Source organism: Streptomyces sp. NPDC059957 (assembly GCF_042730015.1).
Lineage (GTDB): Bacteria > Actinomycetota > Actinomycetes > Streptomycetales > Streptomycetaceae > Streptomyces.
Genome location: NZ_JBHWMB010000028.1, coordinates 1 through 12,303, shown reverse-complemented (window position 1 = coordinate 12,303; position 12,303 = coordinate 1). Strand labels below are relative to the sequence as shown.

At 72.0% G+C, this 12,303-nt stretch carries 14 protein-coding genes; 7 read left to right on the top strand and 7 right to left on the bottom strand.

Translation table 11 applies throughout. The annotated features are described in order from the left end of the window. Positions 1-127: 127 nt before the first annotated feature. On the bottom strand, positions 128-898 hold the full coding sequence (locus ACFWBW_RS19965) for a DUF6227 family protein (protein WP_385374212.1): 771 nt from the start codon (positions 896-898) through the stop codon (positions 128-130). Between the two features lie 192 nt (positions 899-1,090). On the opposite strand from ACFWBW_RS19965, the gene ACFWBW_RS19960 reads away from it, so the two are divergent. Next, positions 1,091-1,732, top strand: coding sequence for a vitamin K epoxide reductase family protein (locus ACFWBW_RS19960; protein ID WP_385374211.1), 642 nt, complete (start codon positions 1,091-1,093; stop codon positions 1,730-1,732). 143 nt (positions 1,733-1,875) lie between these two features. On the opposite strand, the gene ACFWBW_RS19955 is transcribed toward ACFWBW_RS19960, so the two are convergent. Then, on the bottom strand, positions 1,876-2,286 hold the full coding sequence (locus tag ACFWBW_RS19955) for a rodlin (RefSeq protein ID WP_385374209.1): 411 nt from the start codon (positions 2,284-2,286) through the stop codon (positions 1,876-1,878). Between the two features lie 280 nt (positions 2,287-2,566). On the opposite strand from ACFWBW_RS19955, the gene ACFWBW_RS19950 reads away from it, so the two are divergent. Then, positions 2,567-3,157, top strand: a complete 591-nt coding sequence (locus tag ACFWBW_RS19950; protein ID WP_385374207.1) for a hypothetical protein — start codon at positions 2,567-2,569, stop codon at positions 3,155-3,157. Positions 3,158-3,313: 156 nt separating this feature from the next. Then, on the top strand, positions 3,314-3,553 hold the full coding sequence (locus tag ACFWBW_RS19945; protein ID WP_385374205.1) for a chaplin: 240 nt from the start codon (positions 3,314-3,316) through the stop codon (positions 3,551-3,553). A gap of 85 nt (positions 3,554-3,638) precedes the next feature. On the opposite strand, the gene ACFWBW_RS19940 is transcribed toward ACFWBW_RS19945, so the two are convergent. The 5 genes from ACFWBW_RS19940 to ACFWBW_RS19920 all read right to left on the bottom strand — a co-directional run bounded on the left by ACFWBW_RS19940 (position 3,639) and on the right by ACFWBW_RS19920 (position 6,707). Next, positions 3,639-3,986, bottom strand: coding sequence for a hypothetical protein (locus ACFWBW_RS19940; RefSeq protein ID WP_385374203.1), 348 nt, complete (start codon positions 3,984-3,986; stop codon positions 3,639-3,641). A gap of 175 nt (positions 3,987-4,161) precedes the next feature. Continuing rightward, complete coding sequence (locus tag ACFWBW_RS19935; RefSeq protein WP_385374202.1) at positions 4,162-5,328, bottom strand: chaplin; 1,167 nt, start codon at positions 5,326-5,328, stop codon at positions 4,162-4,164. Between the two features lie 121 nt (positions 5,329-5,449). After that, positions 5,450-5,683, bottom strand: coding sequence for a chaplin (locus ACFWBW_RS19930; protein ID WP_385374200.1), 234 nt, complete (start codon positions 5,681-5,683; stop codon positions 5,450-5,452). A 241-nt stretch (positions 5,684-5,924) separates the two neighbouring features. After that, positions 5,925-6,335 carry a rodlin gene (locus ACFWBW_RS19925; RefSeq protein WP_385374199.1) on the bottom strand — a complete coding sequence of 137 codons (411 nt, stop codon included), beginning with the start codon at positions 6,333-6,335 and terminating at the stop codon, positions 5,925-5,927. Positions 6,336-6,452: 117 nt separating this feature from the next. Continuing rightward, the gene (locus tag ACFWBW_RS19920; protein WP_327253214.1) at positions 6,453-6,707 is read right to left on the bottom strand and encodes a chaplin; all 255 of its coding nucleotides are present in this window, start codon (positions 6,705-6,707) and stop codon (positions 6,453-6,455) included. A 174-nt stretch (positions 6,708-6,881) separates the two neighbouring features. Here ACFWBW_RS19920 and ACFWBW_RS19915 point away from each other — a divergent pair, with 174 nt between their 5' ends. From ACFWBW_RS19915 to ACFWBW_RS19900, 4 genes are all read left to right on the top strand, one after another. After that, on the top strand, positions 6,882-8,003 hold the full coding sequence (locus ACFWBW_RS19915; RefSeq protein ID WP_385374197.1) for a DUF3344 domain-containing protein: 1,122 nt from the start codon (positions 6,882-6,884) through the stop codon (positions 8,001-8,003). Between the two features lie 127 nt (positions 8,004-8,130). Further along, positions 8,131-9,249 (top strand): glycosyltransferase, encoded by a 1,119-nt coding sequence (locus ACFWBW_RS19910; protein WP_385374195.1) that lies wholly within the window; start codon positions 8,131-8,133, stop codon positions 9,247-9,249. A gap of 2 nt (positions 9,250-9,251) precedes the next feature. Continuing rightward, the gene (locus ACFWBW_RS19905) at positions 9,252-10,835 is read left to right on the top strand and encodes an exopolysaccharide biosynthesis polyprenyl glycosylphosphotransferase (protein ID WP_385374374.1); all 1,584 of its coding nucleotides are present in this window, start codon (positions 9,252-9,254) and stop codon (positions 10,833-10,835) included. A 3-nt stretch (positions 10,836-10,838) separates the two neighbouring features. Continuing rightward, positions 10,839-12,303, top strand: a 1,465-nt coding sequence (locus tag ACFWBW_RS19900) for an O-antigen ligase family protein (protein WP_385374193.1), incomplete at its 3' end; no start/stop codon positions are given.

Sequence of the window (12,303 nt, the reverse complement as noted above, 5' to 3'; positions counted from 1 at the left end):
CCGCCGGCTCCCCCGCAACGGACCTGGTGGATCGCTACCACCACGGACCGGACGGCTCACTGCTCCATCGGCTGGATACCCGCCCGTGACGCGAGTTTGACGCTGTCACGCACGTCGACCGTCCCCGTCACCTCACCCGCGCGCGGAGCTCCATGGCTCCGCGCGCGGCCGTTTCGGTCTCGTAGACCTCGCACATGTGGCGGCCGTCCGGCGTCACCGTGTGCTCGACCTCCCACAGGCTGAACTCGCTCCCGTCCAGCAGGACGAAGGAGTGCTCGTACAGGCTGAAGCCCGCGTCCCGCCCGTCCGCCAGGCAGTGCCGGGTGCCGAACACCTGCGTGATCTGGTGCGCGTAGGCCGACCGCAGCAGCAGGGCCACCGGCTCGCCCGGCCGGTCCGGGTTCTCCGCGCGGCGCAGCACCCGGCGGGCGTGGTCCGCGGACTCCTCCACCCCGTACTCGCGGTGCCGCTGGGCCGGGGTCGGATGGGTGAACAGCGCGCTCAGCACGGCGATGTCGCTGTCCGGCTCTTCCTCCACCGTCACCTCCACGAGGTCCCGCGCCACCTGCGAGGGGACCTCGCCGAAGAGCCGGGCCGCCGCGAGACAGGTCTCCGCCTTGCTCGCGAAGACCTCGTACCGTATCGAGAGGTCGGCGTCCTGACGGTGTGCCAGCTCCCACAGGACCACGGAGTCGCCGTCGGACAGCAGGTAGGCGTGCCGGTGTATCTCCCGCCACGGTCCCGCCGACGGGCTGCGGCGGGTGGTGTGCAGCGAGGACCTGTGGGCGAGTGCCGTGCGCAACCGCTCGATCAACTCGTCGGACAGGTCGAAGGAGTTGAGGGCGCGGCCCAGGAGTCGATCGAGGTGCGCCTCGGTTGTCTCGTGTGGATCGCTCAAGGTGGGTCTCCAGGCCGTCGCAGCTTGTCACTTCGCGGAAGCTCAACGTAGCCCCTGGGTCTGACATCACGTCCGGGGTTCGGTAAAACGTCCGGGAAGCACCAGGGGTTCCAGCCACCCCTTCAGGTCAACCTCCATGTCGATGAGCATGGTTGGGTCGGATAGCGGGCACAAGGGCGGGAGCATGACCGTATGGCAACAAATACCGTGGGCGTCCCCCGCCAGCAGGCCCGGCCCCACAGCCGCAAAGACGCAGAACCGATCGCAGCCCCCCGCGCGCTGGCCTGGCTGCTGCTGCTCACCGGAGCCGCCGGAGTGCTGGCCGCCTGGGTCATCACCCTGGACAAGTTCCTGCTGCTGGAGAACCCGGACTTCAAGCCCGCGTGCAGTCTCAATCCGGTGGTTTCCTGCGGCAGCGTGATGAAGAGCGAGCAGGCGGCGGCCTTCGGCTTCCCGAACCCGATGCTGGGGCTGGTCGCCTACGGGGCGGTCGTGTGCGTCGGCGCCGGCCTTCTGGCCGGGGCCCGCCACCGCGGCTGGTTCTGGCTCGGCCTGAACGCCGGCATGCTCTTCGGCGTCGGGTTCTGCTCCTGGCTCATGGTCCAGTCGCTCTACGAGATCAACGCGCTCTGCCTGTGGTGCTGCCTGACCTGGCTGGCCACCCTGCTGATGTTCTGGGCGGTCACCGCCCACACCGTCCGTACGGGGATCCTCCCCGCACCCGCGCCGGTACGGAACTTCTTCGCCGAATTCGGCTGGGTTCCGCCCGTCCTGCACACCGGCGTGATCGGGATGCTGATCCTGACCCGGTGGTGGGACTTCTGGACCGGCTGAGGGCGCCGGACGACATGCGAGGGCCCCGGCAGCTGGACGCTGCCGGGGCCCTCGTCACTTCACACCAGTTCTTCGAACGCATCGCTCCACGGGCGCCGTGTATGTGGACCACGGGGGCCCGGACCGTAGATCGGGAGCGGAGATCAGCTGCCCTGGGAGATGTTGCCCGAGAGGACCGGGATGTTGCTGAGGATGTGCGAGAGCGGCTCGTCACCCTTGGCCTGGGTGGAGTTCTCGGTGCACTGCTGGTTCTGCGGGTTGGACAGGACGTTGATGTCCTGGACACCGATGTTGAGTGCGGCGATCAGGGACTGGGCGTTGACCTTGGCCGGCAGACCGATGCAGGGCTTGTTCAGGGTGCCCTGGACGACGCCGAGCTGCGGGCTCATGTCACCGTGGGTCTTCTGGTTGCCGTACGCCTGCACGGCACCGTTCCCGTTGACGGTGTTGATCCCGTTGTCGTTGCCGATCGCCATGGCGGGGGCGGCAGCAGCAGCGCCCGCGCCGACGGCGGCGGCGGTGACCGCAGCAGCAGTCATGATCTTCTTGAACATTTTGATCCTTTTGTCGCACGAGTGCCCGCTAGTGGAGCGCCCTGATCAACTGCCTTCGCGGAGGGTTGGTTCCGCTGCTTCACTCAAACGGCCTGTCTGCGGGCAGGTTTCCCCCGGGCGGGGTGAGCCGCCCCCGGACGCGTGCGCGAAGCCCGTACGCACCCCGCAGCGAGGTATGGGCCCCCGCGCTCGTGTTGCGCTCCGTAGAACCTGTTCGCACGGTGGGTAAGGAGGCGGATCGCTCGGGTCCGCTTCTGATCGACCACCAGAAGGAACACCCATGCACCGCACCAAGGCCTCCCGCATCCGCGTCCTCGTCCCGTCGGCCCTGGCGGTCGTCATACTCACCGGCGCGGCAGCTCCCGCGGGCGCCGCGGAAGGTGCCGGATCCGCCGCGAACCGTGTGGCGGCGGCCCAGGAGGAGATCAACGAGAGGGTGGCGGCGGCGGGTCCCGTCGAAGACGCCCTCGCCGCGGTCTCCAAGATCCTGGAGGACCTGACCAAGAGCCTGGGCACCCTGCTCCCGGGGATCACGATCCCCGAGATCAAACTGCCCGCGCTCCCGTCCCTGCCGCAGCTCCCCGCCATCCCCGGGCTCCCGGACCTGCAGCTCCCGGCGCTCCCGGCGCTCCCGGCGCTCCCGGCGGTTCCGGCCGTCCCGGCGGTTCCGGAGATCCCCGACGTCCCGATTCCCGACGTCCCGATCCCCGACGTCCCGATTCCCGACGTCCCGATCCCCGAGGTACCGGCGCTCCCGGTCTCCGAACCCGCGGCCCCGCCCGCGGTTTCGGTGCCGGCCGCGCCGGCGGTACCCGGGACGCCGACGGGCCTCGTCCCGAAGGTCCCGTCGTTCGCGGAGTTCCTTCCGTAGGCACCGGGATCCGTACACGGATCCGCACGCGGTTACGACTATTGGGCTGAACAGGTCTGATCGCGTGCGGAACCGTGTCGTCTGGGAAGGTGGACCGTTTCGCTCGATGTGAGCCTCGGAATCGGGGCAGAACATCGAAGAGAAGGTGCACTTCCCATGAACACTGCCAAGAAGGCCGCCCTGGTCCTGGCCACCGCTGGTCTCGCTGCGGCCGGTGCCGCCGGCTCCGCAATGGCCGACTCCAAGGCCGAGGGTGCGGCCGTGGGTTCCCCCGGTGTCCTCTCGGGCAACCTGGCGCAGGTCCCGGTCCACATCCCGGTCAACGTCTGCGGCAACTCCGTGAACGTGATCGGCGCGCTGAACCCGGCGTTCGGCAACGTCTGCGTCAACGACTGACGTTCGACGCATCACATGACTGTGGGCGCCCCCGGCCTCGCCGGTGGCGCCCACAGTCGTGTCGGCAGGAGAACGGGCCGGACCGTCAGTGCTTGGAGCCGCCGTTGAGCTTCACTCCGCCGAGCAGCGGAGAGGCCTGGGTGGCCCCGTTGGCGAGGTTCATCACCTCGGCCGGAGCGTCGTTCTTGACCTGGTTGACCTTCTGGACGGTGGTCACGACCTTCTCGACGCTCTCGCCCTGCTCGGCCAGTCCGTTGCCCACGGTCTGCGGCAGCGCCGCAGATACGGGGTTCACCGAGTCGGTGACCGCCGTCAGCCCGCTCGTCAGGCTCATGGGGACGGCCGGCGCCTCGGTGGCGGCGAAGGCGGGAGAGGCGGCGCCGAGGGCGGCGACGGAGCCGACGACGACTGCGGCGACCTTCGAGAGCTTCATTATCAAAATCCTTTTCCATGGGTGACCGGTGGCGACCGGTGGGGACCGTCGCGCCACTTTCGACGTGGTTAACGATTCCCCGGCGCCACGGAAACGCGGAACCGAACACGGCAACGGCCGGAGAATCCGACAAGGGACTCTCCGGCCGATATTTCTTCTGATTACCGGTATTGCGTCAGGCGGCGTTACGGGACCTGCGGTACAGAATGGCGCCGCCCAGGATGAGGGCCGAGGCCAGGGCCGCGGCGCCGGCGGGCGCTCCGGCGCCGGTCGCCGCCAGCTCCTGACGCGCGGGGGCCGCCGCGACGGGAACGGCCTCGGGTGCGGGGGCCGGTGCGGGCGCGGGAACCGGGGCCGGCGCCGGTGCCGGTGCCGGTGCGGGCAGCGGTGCCGGGGGGAGCCCGACGGGCAGGTCACCGGCGGGGGCCGCCGGCGGCTGGTCGGCCGGGGGCACTACGGGCGCCGGGTGCTCCACGACCTGGCTGCCGTGCGGGGGCATCGGCGCGGGAGCCTGCTCTTCGGGAGCAGGAGCGGGCGCGGGCGCCGGAGCGGGGAGCGTGTGCGGAGCCTCCTCCACTACGGGCGCGGGCGCGGGGGCCGGCGCCGGAAGCGGCTGCGGGGCCTCCTCGACCGGCTCCGGTACGGGCTCCGGCTGGGGCGCGGGTGCCTGCTCCACGGGCGCAGGCACGGGCGCGGGCGCCGGGTGCTCCGCCTCGGGCGCGGGCAGCGGCTGCGGTGCGGGAGGCGCCGGCGGCGCGTGCTGCGGGGCCGGGGCCGGGGGCTGCTCGGCGTGCGGCGCCGGCTCGTGCTGCGGCCGCGGCTCGGGGCGCTCCGGGGCGGGGTGGTCGTCGCACTCCTCCTCGCCGGACTCACCGGACTCACCGGAGTCTCCGTAGCCGCCCTGCTGCCCGGAGCCGTGCTCCTCGTGGCCGCCCTGCTGCTCGGGTCCGCGCTCTCCGTAGCCGCCCTGCTCCTCGCGCTCCTCGTGCTGGTCGCGCTGGTCGCGCTGGTCGACGTAGCGGCGGACCTGTTCGGCCTGCTGCGGGCTGAGGTAGCGCTCGTAGTCGTGCCCGGCGTCGGAGCCGGTCGTGGTGGCGCAGTTGTTGCCCATGGCGGGGTTGAGGCCCGCCCCGGCGTCCACGGTGTTGCCGCACACGTTCGGCGAGAAGGTGATCGGTACCGAGACGCTGTTGCCGGCCAGCACGCCCGGTGAATGGGAGGCCTCGGCCATCGCCCCGGGTTGCGCGTAGGCCGCACCGGTCGCGATCGACAGCAGACTCGACGCGGCGGCCGCGGTGAGCACCCCCTTGCCCAGTACCTGTCGGCTCAGTACCTGTCGCATGGGTCCTTCCCTGTCTACCGGCCCTGCGGCCGGTGCTGAATCGAAGGTGGCCTCGGAGTGCACCGCCGTGCACTCCGAGGCCACCCCGAGGAGGTCTGCCCTTGCGGGCACAGGCGCTTCGTCAGGCGTTGACGCAGGTGTTGCCGAACGCGGGGTTCAGCAGCGCGATCACGTTGACGGTGTTGCCGCAGACGTTGACCGGGACGTGGACCGGGACCTGGAGCACGTTGCCGGAGAGGACGCCCGGGGAACCGACGGCCTTGCCGTCCGCCGCCGCGTCGGCCATGGCGGGGGAGGCGGCACCGGCGGCCATGAGAATGCCGGCGGCCAGCACCACTGCCTTCTTGTACGTCATTTGTTTTCGTTTCCTTCCCGCAGAGGTCTATCCGCTGCAGAAATAACAACGAGTGGGTCAGGGAAAAGAAACCGGGGATTTTTGCGCGGCTCCGGCCAATTCACTCAGATGCTCGTGCGTCCTGAATTGTGGCCGGATTCTCACCGGTCCCTATTCGGTTCCCGACATGCGGCGGGGCCGCCGCGACCCGAAGGTGCGACGGCCCCACTGGCGCGGTGCTGAGTCAGCCGGCGCGGCGCTGTCAGCTGCCCTGGGAGGCGTTGCCGGACAGGATCGGGATGTTGCTGAGGATGTGCGAGAGAGCCTCGTCGCCCTTGGCCTGCGTGGAGTTCTCGGTGCACTGCTGGTTCTGCGGGCTGGACAGGACGGGGATGTCCTGGACGCCGACGTTGACCAGAGCCAGCACGGACTGGACGTTGGCCTTGGCGGGCAGGGCGATGCAGGGCTTGTTGAACGAGCCCTGGATCAGCGCCATCTGCGGGCTCATGTTGCCGTAGGTGGCCTGGTTGCCGTAGATCTGCGAGGCCCCGTTGCCGTTCACGGTGTTGATGCCGTGGTCGTTGCCGATGGCCATGGCCTGCGGGGCCATGGCGGCACCCAGACCGACGAACGAGGCGGCAACCGCTGCGCCGGCCGCAAACTTCTTGATCATGATGGTCCCTTTTTTGCAGGATTGCCCGGTACTCAAGCACTCGGATCAACGGCGCAACCGCGGTTTGGGTTGCGTGTCTTCACTCGGATGCCGAAGTTTCGGGCGGCACGGTTGACGTCAGGCGTTGACGCAGGTGTTGCCGAACGAGGGGTTCAGCAGGGCGATCACGTTCACCGTGTTGCCGCAGACGTTCACCGGGACGTGGACCGGGACCTGGAGCAGGTTGCCGCTCAGGACACCGGGGGACTCGCCGGTGAAGCCGTTCGCCGTCGCGCCGTCGCCGCCGTGCGCGGAGGCGAGGCCCGCGCCGCCCATCAGCAGCGCGGTGCTCGCGACCGCCAGGGTGGTGCCGCGCACCAGCCTCTTCTTCATCTCGGCTTTTCCTTTCGGTTCGAACAATGGTGCAAGCCATAACGACCCGCCCGTCTCCAGGGTGCGTGTTATCGCCCAAAAGGCCGTATGAGCGAGTCCGGCGTGATTTCCCTCCTGACTTCTGACAAAGTTCACTCCTGTTTTGTCCCCTTGATCGAAAATGGAGACAGGGTCATGGGTTCCTCCCGCAGAATCCTCGGCACGCTCGGTCTGCTGTCCTGCCTCACGCTTTCGGTGAACGTCCCCGCCGCGAGTGCCGCCGCCGCGCCGCCGGGCGCGCGGAATCCGCTGGTCAAGGAGGCACCCCGGGTGCCGTTCACCCAGCGTTACCAGGCCGTGCAGCACGGCGGCCTGGTCCGGGCCTCGAACTCGTCCATCGGCTGCCGCAGGGTGGAGTCCGAGCAGGCCGAGCCGTGCGCCGCGGTCAACAAGGGTGCGGCCGGGACCAACGGCGACTACGAGATGTTCTACGACGAGGTCGACAAGGACCCGGACACCTACAACTCCACCCGGGCCGAGCTCAAGGTCCCGGCCGGCGCGAAGGTCTCGTACGCCCGGCTGTACTGGGGCGGGAACCTGCGGGTCGGCGAGCAGAAGCCGCCCGAGGACAACGGCCGGGTGCTCGTCGCCGAGCCGGGCGGCGCGTACAAGGAAGTGCTGGCCGACACGGCGATCGGGCACCGCAGCGACGCGGCCGGCGATGCCTACCAGGCCTCCGCCGACGTGACCCCGCTGGTCCGCAAGGGCGGCGCCGGGATGTGGACGGTGGCCCAGCTGAACATCGCCATGGGGCACTCGGACATGGGTGCCTGGGGCGGCTGGACGCTGGTGGTGGCCTACGAGCACCCGCAGGAGCCGGTGCGCAGGGTCTCGATCTGGGACGGCTTCGAAGGGCTGGCCGCGGGGGCCGGCGAGGCGGCGGGCGAGACGGTGGAGCTCACCGGTCTGGACGCGGCGCCCGGGGCGCAGGGGCGGGCCGGGGTGGTCGCGTACGACGGCGACCGCGGGACGCTCGGGGATTCACTCACGGTGACCGCCGACAGCGGGCGCCGGGTCAGCCTCAGTGACGGAGAAAATCCTTTTAATGATGTTATGAATTCCACGATCACGGAATTCGGAGATCGCTCGTTCGTGCGACAGCCCGAACATATGAATAACCTCGGATATGACGCGGACGTGTTCGATCTGAGCCCCGCCCTGTCCGGTGGCGCCCGCAGCCTGACCTTCGGGTTCACAGGCGAAAACCAGGGTCATTTCCTCGGTGTGCTCTTCGTTCAGACAGACGCGCGCCGCTGAACGCAGGAGACCACTCCACGTGCCGAAACAGCCTTCCTCACCCTCACCCTCACCCTCCCCAGCTCCCTCTCCCTCGCCTTCACGGCCCCCGGTCGTCCTCCACCTCGTCCAGCCGGTCGAGGGCGGTGTGGCCCGCGTCGTCGTCGACCTCGTACGCGCCCAGTCCGCGGCCGGCCTGCGGACCTACGTCGGCTGCCCGCGCGGCGGACAGCTCGCGGACGCGGCCCGCGAGGCCGGGGCCGAGGTGCTCACCTGGCGCGCCGGGCGGGCTCCCGGACCGGGCCTCGCCGCCGAAGTCCTCGGCGCGCGCGGCCTGATCGGCCGGGTCCGGCCCGACATCCTGCACGCCCACAGCGCCAAGGCCGGACTCGCCGGGCGGCTCGCCGTACGCGGGGCCGTCCCGACCGTCTTCCAGCCGCACGCCTGGTCCTTCGACGCCGTGGGCGGGGCCACCGCCGCGCTCGCGCTGCGCTGGGAGCGCTTCGGGGCCCGTTGGGCCGACCGGGTGCTCTGCGTCAGCGAGGCCGAACGCCGCACCGGCGAGTCCGAGGGGATCGCCGCCAGCTGGTCGGTGATCCGCAACGGCGTCGACCTCCGCCACTTCCGCCCCGGCGGCCCGGACCCCGGCCAGGACAAGGCCCGGGCCCGCGCCGAACTCCCGCTGCCCGCCGCCTTCCAGGGGGACGGGCCGCTCGCCGTCTGCGTCGGCCGGCTCTGCCAGCAGAAGGGGCAGGACGTCCTGCTGCGCGCCTGGCCGGAGCTGCTCGGAGCCGTTCCCGGAGCCCGTCTCGTGCTCGTCGGGGACGGCCCCGACATGGAACGGCTGCGCCGCGGGGCCCCGCCCTCGGTCCACTTCGCGGGGGCCGCCTTCGACATCCGGCCGTGGCTTCGGGCCGCCGATCTCGTTGTACTGCCGTCGCGGTGGGAAGGCATGGCGCTCGCCCCGCTCGAAGCCATGGCCTGTGGCCGCCCGGTTCTGGTCTCCGACGTCAGCGGTGCCAGGGAGAGCCTCCCGCCCGGCCAGGGACGGCTGTGCCTGGTGGAACCGGAGGACCCGACGGCGCTGGCCAAGGCCCTGGGCGGGCTGCTCGCCGAGCCGCGGCTGCTCGCCGCACTCGGGGAGCAGGCGGAGCGGCACGCGCGGATGGAATTCGACGTGCGGCGCACCACGGACGCGGTCACCGGTCTGTATCACGAACTGCTGGGCAGGCCCCGGCCCTTGAACCAGGAGCGCATCAGCCGATGACGATGGACAGCGCACCCGCCCGGCACACCGGGCCGGGCGGTACAGGGCCGGGCGGCGGCAGCAACGGCATCGCCGGTACGACCGTGAGCGCCGCCGGCACGGCCGGCGCGAGCAGTACGGCCACCAGTACCGCCGCCGGCGCCGGCATCACCGCCGTCCGCCGGTCCGTGACCGCCATCCACCCCCCGCGCGGACCCAAGGCCGACCGCGCCCGGGCCGCCGTACGGCCGGGGCGGGTGCGCCGCCGGGACGGGATCGCCCCGCTGCTGGCCGCCGACGCGTTCGCGGTGGCGGCGACGGTGGCGGGGCTGCCCGGGGCGCAGCTGCCCCTCGGGGCGGCCGCTCCCCTCGCCCTGGCCCTGGTGGCACTGCACGCGCAGGCCGGGCTGTACCGGCCGCGGCTCGCCCCCTCCGCCCTCCTCGAACTGCCCGCGCTCGCCGGGCGGGCCGCCGCGCTGTGGTGCGCGGCCGCCGCCGTGCTGGCCGCCGCCGCCCCGGGCGAAGCCCTGGGCTGGAGCGTGCTGCTCGGCGCCGTCTGCGTCCAGGTCGTACTGGCGTGCGCGGGGCGCGGAGCCGTCAACCAGCTCCGCCGCCGCACCCGCGCCCGCCGCCCCGCCTCCGCCCTGGTCGTCGGGCCCGGCGCCGGGGCGAGCGCGGTCGCCGCCGCCCTGCACGGGCGCCCCGAGTACGGGCTGCGCCCCGTGGGGCTCGCGGACACCGGGCCCGACGGGGAGGGGGCCGCGGGAGTTCCCGTACTGGCCACCCACGAGGACATCCGGCGGGCCGTCATCCAGAACTCCGTCCGTCACGCCGTCTTCACCCGCCCGCCCGAGGCCGACGAACGCACCGCCTCCCTGGTCCGGCTCTTCCACGACCACGGCTGCCGGCTCTGGCTCGCCGACCCGGCGGGCACCGCCAAGGTCACCGGGATGCGCGTCGCGCAGCCCGCCGACCAGCTCTGGGGCTACGCCGTCCAGCCGCTGTTGCCGCGTCCGGCCCGGCCGGTCGAGCGGTACGCGAAGCGGGTCATCGACTCCTCGCTCGCCGCGATCGCGCTGCTCGCCGCCGCACCCGTGATGGGAGCCTGCGCGCTCGCCGTACGGGTCTCCGACGGACCCGGGGTGATCTTCCGGCAGGAGCGGGTCGGCCTGTACGGACGCCCCTTCACCCTGCTGAAGTTCCGCACCCTGCGCGCCGACGCGCACGAGTCCGCCACCCGCTGGACGGTGGCCGGCGACTGCCGGATGAGCCCGATCGGCTCCTTCCTGCGCAAGTCCTCGCTGGACGAGCTGCCGCAGCTGTGGAACGTGGTCCGGGGTGACATGAGCCTGGTCGGCCCGCGCCCCGAACGGCCCTTCTTCGTGGCCAAGTTCAGCAGCGTGCACCCCGGGTACGAGGCCCGGCACCGGATGCCGGTCGGCATCACCGGCCTCGCCCAGATCAACGGGCTGCGCGGGGACACCTCCATCGAGGACCGGGCGCGCTTCGACAACCACTACATCGACACCTGGTCGCTGTGGCAGGACCTGTGGATCCTGGCCCGCACCGCGGCCTCCTTCTTCCGCTTCCGGCTGGGGGGCAGCTAAAGCATGATCCTTGCCGCACCGACGTCACCGACGTCGTGGTCCTGCCCGGACCCCGCCGATCTGCTGCGCCGGCACTGGCCGCTGCTGCCGCTCGCCGCGACCGTACTGGCCCTGCTGGTCCCCGTGCCGGCGGGTGACGCCACCGCCTCGGGGAAGGTCGGTCCGGCCGACGCCGCCTCGCTGCTGCTCGTGTTCGTCTGCGGGATCCAGGCCCTGCGGGGCCGGGTCCGGCCGCTGAGCCCGCTGGGGGTGTTCGTCCTCGGCCTGCCGGCCGTGGGGCTCGCCGTCGCGACGGTGACCGCGGGGGATCCGTACGCGGCCCTGCCCGGGTTCGTGCGCTACCTCCAGGTGTTCGTGCTGGTCCCGGCGGCGATCGTGCTGCTGGTGCGCAGCGCCTCGGAGTTCCGGCTGGCCGCGGGGTGCTTCGTGGTGCTGGCGCTGGTCCAGGGAGCGGTGGGCGTGGTGCAGTTCGCCACCCACACCGGGGCCTCGTACCAGGGCGAGGACATCCGCGCCGTGGGCACCTTCGGACCCGGGGACGTCATGGGCATGGCCACGGTCGTGGCCTACGGCCTGGTCGTCGCGACGGCCGGCGCGCTCGCGCCGGGGCTGCCGGCGCGGGTCCGGCGGGCCTCGGGAGCGGCGGCGCTGGTCCTGGTGCTCCCGCTGGTGCTGTCCTTCAGCCGGGGCGCCTGGATCGCGACCTTCGCCGCGGCCGGGCTGGTGATGGCCCTGGCCGGGATCCGGCGGGCCCTGAAGGTGCTCCTCGCGCTGGCCGCCGCCGGGGTGGTGCTCGTGGGCGGCTTCGGCGTCGGCTCCGCGATGGTCGCGGAACGGCTGACCTCGATCACGCAGGTCTCCGACGCCCCCGACCAGTCGGTGACCGACCGCTACACGATGTGGGCCGCGGCCGGATCGATGTGGCGCGAGCGGCCGGCGGTGGGCGTGGGGCTCAAGGGCTTCCCGGCCAACCGGGACTCGCACTCCGGGCTGGCGTTGTCCTCCGGCAGCGACACCGCGGGCGCGGGCCAGGGCTACATCCGCCAGCCGCTCCTGTCCCCGCACAACATGTACCTGCTGGTGCTGAGCGAGCAGGGGCTCGTCGGGCTCATCGCCCTGGCGGGCGGCTGGCTGGCCCTGCTGGTGGCGGGCCTGCGGCGGTGCCTGTCGGGCGCCTCCTCGGTGCGGGACTGCGGACTGGTCGCGATCGGCCTGCTCGTGTGGCAGCTCACCGACTTCCTCTACGCGGACATCGGGGGCCCGTCGACCGTCCTGACCGGAGTGATCATCGGCCTCGCGGCCTGGTGGGCGCTTCCCTCCGGGGGCGCGCCGGGTGAGCCCGGCTCCGGCGGTCGGGTCCGCGGCCGTGGCCCTGTCCGTGCCCGCGGCCGGAGGCGGGCCGCCGCGGCCGCCCCCGGCCACGGGCCGGATGCGTTCGCCCGGGCCGCGGTCCCTGAGGGTGCGGCCG